The sequence below is a fragment of the Streptomyces sp. NPDC046465 genome, from assembly GCF_040646035.1.
GTDB lineage: Bacteria > Actinomycetota > Actinomycetes > Streptomycetales > Streptomycetaceae > Streptomyces.
Genome location: NZ_JBEYZK010000008.1, coordinates 99939 through 112086, shown reverse-complemented (window position 1 = coordinate 112086; position 12148 = coordinate 99939). Strand labels below are relative to the sequence as shown.

The window sequence follows — 12148 nt, the reverse complement described above, 5'->3', positions numbered from 1 at the left end:
AAGAAGGCCGCCATGTCCCCACCCATGTCAGCGGGCCGGTTCCTGGACATCCTGCGAGACGAAGGTGTGACCGTCGTCGAAGTCGGCGACTGGGAGCACCACAACCGCAATCACAAGGGTCCCTGGGGCCCTATGCACGGCGTGATGATCCACCACACGGTGACATCGGGTAGCCAGCGCACGGTGGAGATCTGTCGCGACGGTTTCGCGTCGCTGCCGGGCCCGCTCTGCCACGGCGTCATCACCAAGGACGGCCGCGTCCACCTCGTGGGCTACGGCCGCGCCAATCACGCGGGACTCGGCGACGACGACGTGCTGCGCGCCGTCATCGCCGAGAAGCGGCTGCCTCCGGACAACGAGGCGAACACCGACGGCAACCGCCACTTCTACGGCTTCGAGTGCGAGAACCTCGGCGACGGCGAGGACCCCTGGCCCGACGAGCAGCTGGAAGCGATCGAGAAGGTCTCGGCCGCGATCTGCCGCCACCACGGCTGGACGGAGCGCTCCGTGATCGGCCACCTGGAGTGGCAGCCGGGCAAGATCGACCCGCGCGGCTTCACGATGGACTCGATGCGCGACCGCATCGAAGAACGCCTCAAATAACCCCACCCGAGAAAGGCCCGGGGAGCCCCGGCACAAGGGCTCCCCTGCCGGACGTCGCCCCGCGGGGGACAATGGCGGGGTGCGTCCCACCCCGCCCGCAGGCCTGCGCCCCCGGCTGCCGTCCCCGTTGCAGCACATAGAAGACGACCGTTTCGCCCGGCGCGGCGTACGGCTGCTGCTCAAGCGCGACGACCTGATCCACCCCGACCTGCCGGGCAACAAGTACCGCAAGCTCGTCCTGAACCTGCGGGCCGCGGCCGACGCGGGCCACGACACCCTCCTCACCTTCGGCGGCGCCTACTCCAACCACCTGCGCGCCACCGCCGCGGCGGGCCGCCTCCTGGGCTTCGCCACGATCGGCGTCGTCCGCGGCGACGAACTCGCCGGGCGCCCCCTCAACCCGTCCCTGACGCGCTGCGCGGCCGACGGCATGCGCCTGCACTTCGTCGACCGGACGACGTACCGGCACAAGGCGGAGCCCGGCACTCTGGCGGCGCTCCTGCGCGCGGCGGACGCCGCGGGGGCCTACGTGATCCCCGAGGGCGGCAGCAACAGCCTTGCCGTACAGGGCTGCACAGCACTCGGCGAGGAGCTGCGCGAGCACGCCGACGTGGCAGCCGTGGCGTGCGGCACGGGCGGCACCCTCGCGGGCCTGGCCGCCGGCCTCGGCCCGGACCGTCACGCCCTCGGCATACCCGTCCTCAAGGGCGGCTTCCTGGGCGGCGACATAGCGGCACTGCAACGGCAGACGTTCGGCGAGCCGACCGCCAACTGGCACCTCGACGAGCGCTTCCACTGCGGCGGCTACGCCCGCACCCCGCCCGAACTCATCGCCTTCGCCGAGGACTTCGAGGACCGCCACGGCCACGCGACCGGCCTCTCCGTGGAACGGCTCTACGTCGCCAAGCTCCTGTACGCCCTGACAGCCCTCTCCGAAGAAGGCGCCTTCCGGCCCGGCACCCGCCTCACCGCGGTCATCACCGGCACGGCCTAGGCCGCTCAGCCCTCGCTCGTCCTCACTCAGTCCTCGATCTCCCGATGGGCGGCGGCCTCCTCCAGGTCCAGCTTGCGCAGCAGCGTGCGCATCATCTCGTCGTCGATGCGCCGCTCGTCCCGCATCTTCACGAACACCTCGCGTTCCGCTGCGATCGCCTCGCGCGCAAGGCGGCGGTAGGTGTCGTCCGCCGACTCCCCCGTCACCGGGTTGGATTGGCCGAGCCGCTCCCACACGGAGTTGCGCCGCCGCTCCAGAACGGTGCGCAGGCGGTCCTGAAGGGGCTGTGGCAGGCGATTGCGCTCGTCCTGCATGAGTTCCTCCACCCGCGCCTCCGCGGCCTGTGAGGCGGCGTTCTGCGCCTGCGCCTCGGCGAGTGTCTGAGCCTGCGCGTCACGGCCGGGCAGTTTCAGGACACGGATCAGCCACGGCAGCGAGAGACCCTGCACGACGAGCGTGCCGATCACCGTGGTGAACGTCAGAAACAAGACAAGGTTGCGCGCCACGAAGGGCTGCCCGTCGTCCATGACGAGCGGGATGGAGAAAGCGATGGCCAGCGACACCACGCCCCGCATCCCGGCCCAGCTGACGATCAGCGGCCGCCGCCAGTCCAGGTCGCCCTCGCGCTCCCTGATCCGGGCCGACACCCCGCGCGGCAGGTACGTCGCCGGATACGACCACGCGAAGCGCACCAGCACGACGAAGACGAAGACCCCGACCGCGTACCAGACCGCCTGCCCCACGCTGTACTCGCCGAGCCCCTTGAGCACGACGGGCAGTTGCAGTCCGATGAGCGCGAACACCGTCGACTCCAGGATGAACGCGACGACCTTCCACACCGCGGCCTCCTGCAGCCGCGTCTCGAAGTCGACCTGCCAGGACCGGTGGCCCAGGTAGAGGGCGACGACGACCACGGCGAGCACCCCGGAGGCGCCGACCTGTTCCGCGGCGGCGTAGGCGACGAAGGGAATGAGCAGCGACAGCGTGTTCTGCAGCATCGCCTCCTTCAGGTGGGTGCGCAGCCAGTGGATCGGCACCATGAGGAGCAGCCCGACGCCGACCCCGCCGACCGCCGCCATCAGGAACTCCCGGATGCCGCCCGCCCAGCTCGCGCCCTCGCCGACCGCCGCGGCGAGGGCCACCTTGTAGGCGGTGATCGCGGTCGCGTCGTTCACCAGGGACTCGCCCTGCAGGATCGTGGTGATCCGGGAGGGCAGCCCCACCCGGCGCGCCACGGCGGTCGCCGCGACGGCGTCCGGGGGCGCGATCACGGCGCCGAGGACGAGCGCGGCGGTCAGCGGCAGGTCGGGGATGAGCAGGTAGGCGAGCCAGCCCACGGCGACCGTGGCGAACAGGACGTACCCGACGGAGAGCAGGGCGACGGGCCTGAGGTTGGCGCGCAGGTCCAGGTAGGAGCTCTCCAGGGCCGCTGTGTGCAGCAGCGGGGGCAGGATCAGCGGCAGCACGATGTGCGGGTCGAGGTGGTAGTCGGGCACTCCGGGGACGTACGAGGCGATGAGTCCCGCCCCTACCAGGAGCAGCGGTGCCGGCACGGGCGTCCTGCGTGCCGCCCCCGCCACCACGGCGCTCGCCGCGATCAGTGCCACCAAGGGCAATACATCCATCGCCAGACTCTCCGCCCTCCGCGTTCCCGTCGTAACCTGGCAATCATGAACGAGTGCCCGCACGTCGCCGCGCTGCCGCACCCCGAGGTGTCACCGCTGAGCGAAACGTGTCTCGAGTGCCAGGCGGCCGGCAGCCACCCGGTCCAGCTCCGGCTCTGCCTGGAGTGCGGGCACGTCGGCTGCTGCGACTCATCGCCCTTCCAGCACGCGACAACGCACTTCAAGGAGACCTCACACCCAGTGATGAGGACCTTCGAGCCGGGCGAGAGCTGGCGCTGGTGCTTCGTGGACGGTTCGATCGTCTGACGCCTGGGTACGTCAACCCGGCACCCGTTCTTTCCAATTGGGCCTGCTCGACCCCTAGCCACTGTCCGTACTCATAGGCTTACTATGAGTGACAGCATCGGGTGGGGTCCCCGGGACACGGAACTGGGGAGCGCGGTAGCGTCACCGCAGAAAGAAGTGGTGCGTTACCCGTGTGACGCAGTCCGGACCACCGCTGGACGTTGGCCCCGGAACCCCGAAAGTGCTTGTACCACCTTGGAGGTGAGGGTGTCCCAGATCGCAGGCGAGCCCGGGAATCAGGACTTCGTGGAGGTCCGTCTTCCGGCTGCGGGTGCCTACCTGTCTGTGCTGCGGACGGCGACGGCCGGCCTCGCGGCGCGTTTGGACTTCACTCTCGACGAGATCGAGGACCTCCGTATCGCGGTCGACGAAGCCTGCGCGATCCTGCTCCAGCAGGCCGTGCCCGGCTCCGTACTCAGCTGCGTCTTCCGCCTCGTCGACGACTCGCTGGAGGTGACGGTCTCGGCGCCCACGACCGACGGCCGGGCCCCGGAACGGGACACCTTCGCCTGGACTGTGCTGTCGGCCCTCGCGGGCCAGGTCGACTCCGCCGTCGCCGAGGACAACACCGTCTCGATCAGCCTCTACAAGAAGCGCGGCGCGGGACCCGGGCCGGCGTGAGGAACGGGGACGGGCCGGTGCGGGACGAAGAGCGCGACACACAGGGTCTACCCGCCGGCGGCAGGGAGGGGACGCGCCGCATGTCCACCGGAATCCCCGAACAGCAGGCCAAACCGCACCCGGAGGAACCGGACCCGGTTCCGCTCAGGGTGGCCGATGTGTCGGAGCAGGCAGAGCCGACCGCCAAGGACGAGCTCAAGCAGCTCTCCGGCCGGGGCGGCGGGCGACGGGTGGGAAACATGAGCGAGCACGAGCACAGCCGGCACGATCCACGGGACCGCAGCGGCGCACGCGCGATGTTCATCGAACTGCGTTCCCTGGACAGCGGAAGTCCGGAGTACGCGGAGCTGCGCAACAGGCTGGTCCGCATGCACCTGCCGCTCGTCGAGCACCTGGCCCGCCGCTTCCGCAACCGCGGCGAGCCGCTCGACGACCTCACCCAGGTCGCCACGATCGGGCTGATCAAGTCCGTGGACCGCTTCGACCCGGACCGCGGCGTGGAGTTCTCCACGTACGCGACGCCGACGGTCGTCGGTGAGATCAAGCGGCATTTCCGCGACAAGGGGTGGGCGGTCCGCGTACCGCGGCGCCTCCAGGAGCTGCGTCTCGCGCTGACGACGGCGACGGCAGAGCTGTCGCAGTTGCACGGCCGCTCCCCCACCGTGCACGAGCTGGCCGAGAAACTGGCCATCTCCGAAGAGGAGGTCCTGGAGGGCCTGGAGTCGGCCAACGCCTACTCCACGCTGTCCCTGGACGTCCCCGACACGGACGACGAGTCCCCGGCCGTCGCGGACACCCTGGGCGCCGAGGACGAGGCCCTGGAGGGCGTCGAGTATCGCGAGTCGCTCAAGCCCCTCCTGGAAGACCTGCCCCCGCGCGAGAAGCGCATTCTGCTGCTTCGCTTCTTCGGCAACATGACCCAGTCGCAGATCGCGCAGGAGGTCGGCATCTCCCAGATGCACGTGTCCCGCCTGCTGGCGCGGACGCTCGCGCAGCTGCGGGAGAAGCTGCTGGTCGAGGAGTAGTCACTCCCCGTAGTCATCCTCGGAGGTCACTCCTTGTAACCGCCCCCGCAGGGGCACTCCTCGCGGTCACCGCCTCGGCCTCGCACCGGCGGGTACCCGCTACTTCTGATCCTGAACGTTGCCGGGGCCCTGGATTCCGAGGGCCTCGGTCGTCGCCGGATTGATCAGGAGCACGAGCGACGCGACGGCTGCGACGGCGAGGGCGATACCCGCCGGGATCGCCACGCTGTCGGCCTGCAGCATCTGCCAGGACACCGGAAGCGCCATGATCTGCGTGATGATCGCGGGCCCACGGCTCCAGCGGCGCAGCTTCATCAGGCCGCGCGCGGCGAGCAGCGGCAGCAGCGCGAGGACGATCAGCGTGATGCCGCCCGTCTCGGCCTGCCGTGCGTCGTCGGGTGATCCCGCGAGACCCATCGCAAGCATGTACACGCCCCCGGCGAGAAGGGCGAGACCCTCCAGAGCGACCAGTGCTGCGGCGGCGGTCACCCGCACGGGTCGGGGTCCCGGCTCGGGCGACTCCGGGCTTTCGGGGGTGGATTTCCGCTCAGTACTCACCCCAGCAGGGTAGCTCCGGGTGCCCTCACCCCGGCACCTCGGTCTAGGCCGGGTAAAGACGGCTAGGTAGTCTGCTGCGCATGCGTGCACTTCTCGTGGTCAACCCGGCGGCAACCACCACCAGTGCGCGTACGCGTGATGTGCTGGTCCACGCCCTGGCGAGCGAGATGAAGCTCGACGCGGTCACCACGGAGTACCGCGGACACGCCAGAGACCTCGGCCGGCAGGCCGCGGACAGCAAGGACATCGAGCTGGTCGTCGCCCTCGGCGGCGACGGCACCGTCAACGAAGTCGTCAACGGACTGCTGCACCACGGCCCCGATCCGGACCGCCTGCCCCGCCTGGCCGTCGTCCCCGGCGGCTCCACCAACGTCTTCGCGCGCGCCCTGGGGCTGCCGAACGACGCCGTGGAGTCCACCGGTGCCCTCCTGGACGCCTTGCGCGAGGGCAGTGAGCGCACGGTGGGCCTGGGCATCGCGGGCGGCACACCGGGCACGGAGGACGAGGCCGTGCCCTCGCGCTGGTTCACGTTCTGTGCGGGACTCGGTTTCGACGGCGGCGTCGTCGGCAGGGTCGAACAGCAGCGCGAGCTCGGTCGCCGTTCGACACACGCCCTGTATGTGCGCCAGGTGCTCCGCCAGTTCCTCGACGAGCCGCACCGCAGGCGCGGAATGATCACCCTGGAGCGGCCCGGCGAGGACCCGGTGACCGACCTGGTGATGTCGATAGTCTGCAACACCTCTCCGTACTCCTACCTGGGCAATCGCCCCCTGTACGCATCCCCGCAGGCCTCCTTCGACACGGGCCTGGACGTGCTCGGCCTGAAGAAGCTCTCCACCGCCGCGGTGGCCCGTTACGGCACCCAGCTCCTGACGTCGACGCCGGAACGCGGACCGCACGGTAAGCACGCGGTTACGCTCCACGACCTCACGGACTTCACCTTGCAATCAAAGGTGCCCCTGCCCCTCCAGATGGACGGTGACCACTTGGGGCTGCGGACGAGCGTGACGTTCACAGGCGTACGCCGTGCACTGCGTGTGATTGTGTGAGTAGAAGGGCCTAAAGTCCTTTCACTCGAACGTTTAGGCCAGGGTCCACCCCATAGAAGTACGGCTGTGACCCAGCCGACACTGAGGAATCAAAAAAAACTTTCCTGAAGGGGTTGTATCCGCCGCCGAGGTTTGCGAATCTCTACATGGCGATCGGGACGGCCCGCAACATCGGCCCCACAGAGAGCCAGAACCCCTCCTCCACCACAGGTCCACACCAGGCAACTGGGCGTCGGCCCTTCCCGTGCGGGGGGATTCGTGAAAGCGTTCACATTCACAAGCAACCTGAATGTAATACCAAGGAGAGGTAGCAGCCATGGACTGGCGTCACAACGCCGTTTGCCGCGAGGAAGACCCCGAGCTCTTCTTCCCCATCGGCAACACCGGTCCTGCGCTGCTGCAGATCGAGGAAGCCAAGGCCGTCTGCCGTCGCTGCCCCGTTATGGAGCAGTGCCTGCAGTGGGCGCTCGAGTCCGGCCAGGACTCCGGCGTCTGGGGTGGCCTCAGCGAGGACGAGCGCCGCGCAATGAAGCGCCGCGCCGCTCGCAACCGTGCACGCCAGGCCAGCGCCTGACGTTCACGCCCCCCACGAGCCTGAGCTTGGCGGCGCGTACAGCGAGTACGCAACTCCCGCCCCCGAGCCGCAGCCGCGCAGTACCCCCGATGCGCATCGCAACGTGAGCAGTGAGCCCCGGACCCTTGGGTCCGGGGCTCACTGCTTTCGTCTGTCCGGCCGTTTGCCGCTGCTATCAGCCGCAGCTACCAGTCGCTCTTGCTTGTCGCTGTTACTTGTCGCCGCGGACCGGGATGTCGAGGATGACCTGCGTGCCGCGTTCCGGTGCGCGGACCATGTCGAAGGTGCCGCCCAGCTCGCCCTCGACCAGTGTGCGGACGATCTGCAGGCCGAGATTGCCGGAGCGGTGCGGGTCGAAGCCGTCGGGAAGTCCGACGCCGTCGTCCTGGACAGTGATCAGCAGGCGCGCTTCCTTGGTGGTGCCACCCCGCACGGCGGACACCTCGACCGTGCCGGTGTCCCCCTCGCGGAAGCCGTGCTCCAGGGCGTTCTGCAAGATCTCCGTGAGCACCATCGACAGCGGCGTCGCGACCTCCGCGTCGAGGATCCCGAAACGGCCGGTGCGTCGGCCCGCGACCTTGCCGGGTGAGATCTCGGCGACCATCGCAAGCACCCGGTCGGCGATCTCGTCGAACTCCACGCGCTCGTCCAGGTTCTGGGAGAGCGTCTCGTGGACGATGGCGATGGAGCCCACGCGGCGTACCGCCTCCTCCAGGGCCTCGCGGCCGGTGGCGGAGTCGATGCGGCGGGCCTGCAGCCGCAACAGCGCGGCGACCGTCTGCAGGTTGTTCTTCACCCGGTGGTGGATCTCCCGGATGGTGGCGTCCTTCGTGATCAACTCCCGCTCGCGGCGGCGGAGTTCGGTGACGTCACGCAGGAGGACGAGCGATCCGATGCGAGGCCCCTTGGGCTTGAGCGGGATCGCGCGCAACTGGATCACGCCGTCGCCGCCCTCGATCTCGAACTCGCGCGGCGCCCAGCCGCTCGCGAGCTTGGCCAGGGCTTCGTCCACCGGGCCGCGGGACGGGGCGAGTTCGGCCGTCGCCGTCCCGAGGTGGTGCCCGACGAGGTCGGACGCGAGGCCGAGACGGTGGTACGCGGAGAGGGCGTTCGGCGACGCGTACTGCACGACGCCGTCGGCATCGAGGCGCACCAGACCGTCGCCCACGCGCGGGGAGGCGTCCATGTCGACCTGCTGCCCCGGGAAGGGGAACGATCCTGCAGCGATCATCTGCGCGAGGTCGGACGCCGACTGGAGGTAGGTCAGCTCCAGACGCGACGGTGTGCGCACGGTCAGCAGGTTGGTGTTGCGGGCGATGACGCCCAGGACGCGCCCTTCCCTGCGTACGGGAATGGACTCGACGCGCACCGGAACCTCTTCGCGCCACTCCGGGTCGCCCTCGCGCACGATGCGCCCCTCGTCGAGGGCCGCGTCGAGGAGGGGGCGGCGGCCGCGTGGTACGAGGTGGCCGACCATGTCGTCCTGGTAGGAGGTGGGGCCGGTGTTGGGCCGCATCTGCGCCACGGAGACATAGCGGGTTCCGTCGCGCGTGGGGACCCAGAGGACCAGGTCGGCGAAGGAGAGGTCGGAGAGCAGCTGCCACTCCGAGACCAGCAGGTGCAGCCACTCGAGGTCCGAGTCGCCGAGGGCGGTGTGCTGGCGTACGAGGTCGTTCATGGAGGGCACGTGTGCGAGCGTACCTTTCGCGTCCGGCGGGTCCGCTCCGTGGAGTTCCCGGCGGGCTGCCGGGCGAGGCGGGAGGGCTCCGGCGGTCCCGACGAGCCGCGGCGCCAGGGCGGGACCCTCAGCCCGCCCACGGCACCGCAGCCCTTCAGGTGCATCGGCCGCCAGAATGTGCGGTACTGAACAGCCGATCGGGAGGATCCGACGCGGTCAGGGCAGAGAGCGCCGGTTCCTCGATCCGCTCTCCTGTGCGGGAAGAGCGGAGGCTTTACCCACGCATTGTGGACTAGACCATTCTCCCATGTCTATGCGTCGACAGATGTTTGTTGTTGTCTCTTTCTCCGACACATGGGCTCGACGGTCAGGTCCTATTCTCCACCGCTCGGGCCGGTGGCCACACCTGCATCGCGAGATCGGCCACCGCTTCCAGGTCGGCCCTGGTGGCACCGTCCCTGGCCTGCTGCGACATCCCCTGGAAGACCGCCGCCGTGTAACGGGCGAGGGCGGTGGGGTCGGCGTCACCGGGCAGCTCCCCCGCCGCGACGGCCGCGCGGATGCGGGACTCGATGTCCGTCACACTGGCGTTCCGCCGCTCGCGCAGGGCGTCTTCCACCTCCGGCGTCGTGCAGTTGGTGGCCGCCGAGATGACCAGGCAGCCGCGAGGGTGGGCCGGGTCGGTGAACTCGGTCGCGGCCTCGCGCAGCATCCGTGAGACGGCGCCGCGCACCGTGGGCTCCTCGTCGAAGGCGCGGTCGCCGAAGACGCCGTAGGTGAGGCCGTACCGCACGACGGCCTCGTCGAAGAGAGTGCGCTTGTCACCGAAGGCGGCGTAGAGGCTGGGTGCCCCGATCCCCATGACGCGCGTGAGGTCGGAGACCGAGGTCCCCTCATACCCGTGCTCCCAGAAGGCGCGAATCGCCTGCTCCAACGCCGTGTCGCGGTCGAAGGAGCGGGGCCGGCCGCGCTGTTTCGTCGCCATGGAGTGAATTGTATAGCGGGCGCTAGTAAATGGTGCGAGGGTCGGGTACGGTTCTTTTTGTAGCGACCACTAGAGAAAGAGAGGGCGCCTGACATGAGTGCGTCTACGGGCAGGCTTGTGGGGAAGACGGCGCTGGTCACGGGCGGGAGCCGGGGTATCGGTCGGGGTATCGCCGAGCGGCTCGGGCGGGACGGTGCGCGGGTCGCCGTGCACTACGGCAGCAATGAGGTGGCCGCGAAGGAGACGGTCGCCGCGATCGAGGCGGCGGGCGGATCCGCCTTCGCGATCGGCGCCGAGCTGGGGGTGCCCGGCGACGCCGAAGCGCTCTGGTCGGAGTTCGACCGGCACGCGGACGGCCTGGACATCCTGGTGAACAACGCGGGCATCGGCCTGTACAGCCAGGTGGGAGAGGTCAAGGAAGAGGACTACGACCGGGTGTTCGCGGTCAACACCAAGGCGCTCTTCTTCGTCGTGCAGAAGGGGCTCAGCCGACTGCGCGACGGCGGCCGGATCATCAACATCTCCTCCGGCGTCACTCGGATCGCCTTCCCGATCACCATCGCCTACTCGATGACGAAGGGCGCGGTGAACGTCTTCACCCACACGCTGGCGCAGGAACTGGGCCCGCGCGGGATCACGGTCAACGCGGTGGCGCCGGGGATCATCCAGACGGAAATGATGGACGGGCTTCCCGAGCAGGCGGAGATGGGGAAGTACTCGGCCTTCAACCGCATAGGCCAGCCCGCCGATGTGGCGGACATCGTCGCCTTCGTCTCCTCGGACGACGCCCGCTGGATCACCGGGCAGTACATCGACGCGACGGGCGGGTCGGTTCTGGGGGTGTGACGAGGGCAGGGGTGAGGCTGCCCGGCGGGGGTGTTCGGCGGGACTACGAAGACGGTAATGGGGGGGGCGGCGGGACCGCGCTCCGGGGGTGTGTTCGGCGGGACCGCTCGGGGGGCTGTCCGGGCGGGACTGCTCGGGGGCGTTCGAGGAGGGCTGTCCGGGCGGGACTGCCCTACGGGGGGGGGCGTTCGAGGAGGGCCGTTCGGCGGGGCGGTTCGACGGGCGGAGGCGGTGGGGTTCGACGGGCGGAGGCGGTGGGGAGGGCCGAGCATGGACTGGAGGAATCGACTGCTCTGGCGGCACAGCTCTGCTAGATTGGTCTATACCACCAGCCCTTGTGAGTCCCCCCACTCCTCCCTCAGCCCACCCTCTCCACCCTCTCCAGATCGGCAGGCCCAGCGTGGAAGTTGTCATCGTCCCGGACGCCAAGGCAGGCGGCGAGCTCATCGCGGAGGCCATGGCCGCCCTGGTGCGCCGTAAGCCTGACGCCCTGCTCGGTGTCGCCACCGGGTCCACCCCGCTGCCCATCTACCAAGCGCTGACCGCGAAGGTCGCCGCCGGGTCCGTGGACGCCTCGCGTGCGCGCATCTGCCAGCTCGACGAGTACGTGGGGCTGCCCACCGGGCACCCCGAGTCGTACCGCTCCGTCGTCCTTCGCGAGGTCGTCGAGCCGCTCGGGCTGAGCGAGGCCTCCTTCATGGGGCCGGACGGCAGTGCCGAGGACGTACAGGCGGCGTGCGTGGCGTACGACAAGGCGCTCGCCGAGGCCGGGGGGGTCGACCTCCAGCTGCTGGGGATCGGGACGGACGGGCACATCGGGTTCAACGAGCCGTGTTCGTCGCTGGCTTCGCGTACGCGGATCAAGACGCTGACGGAGCAGACGCGGGTGGACAACGCGCGCTTCTTCGACGGGGACATCGAGCAGGTGCCCCACCACGTCATCACCCAGGGGATCGGGACGATCCTGGAGGCGCGGCACCTGGTGCTGCTCGCCACGGGTGAGGGCAAGGCGGACGCGGTGGCCGCGACGGTCGAGGGGCCCGTCGCCTCGGTCGTGCCTGCCTCCGCGCTGCAGCTGCATCCGCACGCCACGGTCGTCGTGGACGAGGCCGCCGCCTCCAAGCTGAAGCTGGCGGACTACTTCCGGCACACGTACGCGGACAAGCCCGACTGGCAGGGTCTGTAAGAGAGTTCGGATACGACGGATACGGCGGATACGAAAACGGAAACGAAAGGGGCGCCCCC

The 12148-nt window shown here is 69.5% G+C and carries 13 protein-coding genes; 9 read left to right on the top strand and 4 right to left on the bottom strand.

What is annotated here, in order from left to right; genetic code table 11:
* Positions 1 to 12 precede the first annotated feature (12 nt).
* Together ABZ953_RS14490 and ABZ953_RS14485 are read left to right on the top strand one after the other, a co-directional pair.
* Complete coding sequence (locus ABZ953_RS14490; protein ID WP_361722210.1) at positions 13 to 603, top strand: N-acetylmuramoyl-L-alanine amidase; 591 nt, start codon at positions 13 to 15, stop codon at positions 601 to 603.
* A 79-nt stretch (positions 604 to 682) separates the two neighbouring features.
* Positions 683 to 1597, top strand: coding sequence for a pyridoxal-phosphate dependent enzyme (locus ABZ953_RS14485; RefSeq protein WP_361722208.1), 915 nt, complete (start codon positions 683 to 685; stop codon positions 1595 to 1597).
* A gap of 26 nt (positions 1598 to 1623) precedes the next feature.
* Here the strand turns inward: ABZ953_RS14485 and ABZ953_RS14480 are convergent, their stop codons facing one another.
* Positions 1624 to 3222 carry a Na+/H+ antiporter gene (locus tag ABZ953_RS14480; RefSeq protein ID WP_361722205.1) on the bottom strand — a complete coding sequence of 533 codons (1599 nt, stop codon included), beginning with the start codon at positions 3220 to 3222 and terminating at the stop codon, positions 1624 to 1626.
* A gap of 45 nt (positions 3223 to 3267) precedes the next feature.
* Here ABZ953_RS14480 and ABZ953_RS14475 point away from each other — a divergent pair, with 45 nt between their 5' ends.
* The 3 genes from ABZ953_RS14475 (at position 3268) to ABZ953_RS14465 (ending at position 5213) form a co-directional block, all read left to right on the top strand.
* Positions 3268 to 3528 carry a UBP-type zinc finger domain-containing protein gene (locus ABZ953_RS14475; protein ID WP_361722202.1) on the top strand — a complete coding sequence of 87 codons (261 nt, stop codon included), beginning with the start codon at positions 3268 to 3270 and terminating at the stop codon, positions 3526 to 3528.
* A 246-nt stretch (positions 3529 to 3774) separates the two neighbouring features.
* Entirely contained in the window at positions 3775 to 4188 is a 414-nt protein-coding gene (locus ABZ953_RS14470) for a hypothetical protein (RefSeq protein ID WP_062782207.1), read from the top strand.
* Positions 4185 to 5213, top strand: a complete 1029-nt coding sequence (locus tag ABZ953_RS14465) for an RNA polymerase sigma factor SigF (protein WP_361722198.1) — start codon at positions 4185 to 4187, stop codon at positions 5211 to 5213. Before ABZ953_RS14470 ends, ABZ953_RS14465 begins: the two co-directional genes overlap by 4 nt.
* A 99-nt stretch (positions 5214 to 5312) precedes the next feature.
* On the opposite strand, the gene ABZ953_RS14460 is transcribed toward ABZ953_RS14465, so the two are convergent.
* Complete coding sequence (locus tag ABZ953_RS14460; protein WP_361722195.1) at positions 5313 to 5771, bottom strand: hypothetical protein; 459 nt, start codon at positions 5769 to 5771, stop codon at positions 5313 to 5315.
* A gap of 80 nt (positions 5772 to 5851) precedes the next feature.
* Here ABZ953_RS14460 and ABZ953_RS14455 point away from each other — a divergent pair, with 80 nt between their 5' ends.
* Both ABZ953_RS14455 and ABZ953_RS14450 read left to right on the top strand, forming a co-directional pair.
* Positions 5852 to 6820, top strand: coding sequence for a diacylglycerol kinase family protein (locus tag ABZ953_RS14455; RefSeq protein WP_361722192.1), 969 nt, complete (start codon positions 5852 to 5854; stop codon positions 6818 to 6820).
* A 316-nt stretch (positions 6821 to 7136) separates the two neighbouring features.
* Positions 7137 to 7394, top strand: a complete 258-nt coding sequence (locus tag ABZ953_RS14450) for a WhiB family transcriptional regulator (protein ID WP_016639615.1) — start codon at positions 7137 to 7139, stop codon at positions 7392 to 7394.
* Positions 7395 to 7605: 211 nt separating this feature from the next.
* Here ABZ953_RS14450 and ABZ953_RS14445 read toward each other — a convergent pair whose 3' ends face one another.
* The gene (locus tag ABZ953_RS14445) at positions 7606 to 9072 is read right to left on the bottom strand and encodes a PAS domain-containing sensor histidine kinase (RefSeq protein ID WP_361722753.1); all 1467 of its coding nucleotides are present in this window, start codon (positions 9070 to 9072) and stop codon (positions 7606 to 7608) included.
* A gap of 367 nt (positions 9073 to 9439) precedes the next feature.
* Positions 9440 to 10057, bottom strand: a complete 618-nt coding sequence (locus ABZ953_RS14440) for a TetR/AcrR family transcriptional regulator (RefSeq protein ID WP_361722189.1) — start codon at positions 10055 to 10057, stop codon at positions 9440 to 9442.
* Between the two features lie 93 nt (positions 10058 to 10150).
* Here ABZ953_RS14440 and ABZ953_RS14435 point away from each other — a divergent pair, with 93 nt between their 5' ends.
* Both ABZ953_RS14435 and nagB read left to right on the top strand, forming a co-directional pair.
* Positions 10151 to 10903 carry an SDR family oxidoreductase gene (locus tag ABZ953_RS14435; RefSeq protein ID WP_361722186.1) on the top strand — a complete coding sequence of 251 codons (753 nt, stop codon included), beginning with the start codon at positions 10151 to 10153 and terminating at the stop codon, positions 10901 to 10903.
* Between the two features lie 400 nt (positions 10904 to 11303).
* Complete coding sequence (nagB, locus tag ABZ953_RS14430; RefSeq protein ID WP_361722183.1) at positions 11304 to 12089, top strand: glucosamine-6-phosphate deaminase; 786 nt, start codon at positions 11304 to 11306, stop codon at positions 12087 to 12089.
* Positions 12090 to 12148 lie beyond the last annotated feature (59 nt).

Excerpts from the sequence above, each read along its gene's own strand:
- ABZ953_RS14490 (WP_361722210.1), top strand. The coding sequence starts at position 13 with ATGTCCCCACCCATGTCAGCGGGCCGGTTCCTGGACATCCTGCGAGAC.
- ABZ953_RS14480 (WP_361722205.1), bottom strand. The coding sequence starts at position 3,222 with ATGGATGTATTGCCCTTGGTGGCACTGATCGCGGCGAGCGCCGTGGTG.
- ABZ953_RS14475 (WP_361722202.1), top strand. The coding sequence starts at position 3,268 with ATGAACGAGTGCCCGCACGTCGCCGCGCTGCCGCACCCCGAGGTGTCA.
- ABZ953_RS14455 (WP_361722192.1), top strand. The coding sequence starts at position 5,852 with ATGCGTGCACTTCTCGTGGTCAACCCGGCGGCAACCACCACCAGTGCG.
- ABZ953_RS14450 (WP_016639615.1), top strand. The coding sequence starts at position 7,137 with ATGGACTGGCGTCACAACGCCGTTTGCCGCGAGGAAGACCCCGAGCTC.
- ABZ953_RS14445 (WP_361722753.1), bottom strand. The coding sequence starts at position 9,072 with ATGAACGACCTCGTACGCCAGCACACCGCCCTCGGCGACTCGGACCTC.
- ABZ953_RS14440 (WP_361722189.1), bottom strand. The coding sequence starts at position 10,057 with ATGGCGACGAAACAGCGCGGCCGGCCCCGCTCCTTCGACCGCGACACG.
- ABZ953_RS14435 (WP_361722186.1), top strand. The coding sequence starts at position 10,151 with ATGAGTGCGTCTACGGGCAGGCTTGTGGGGAAGACGGCGCTGGTCACG.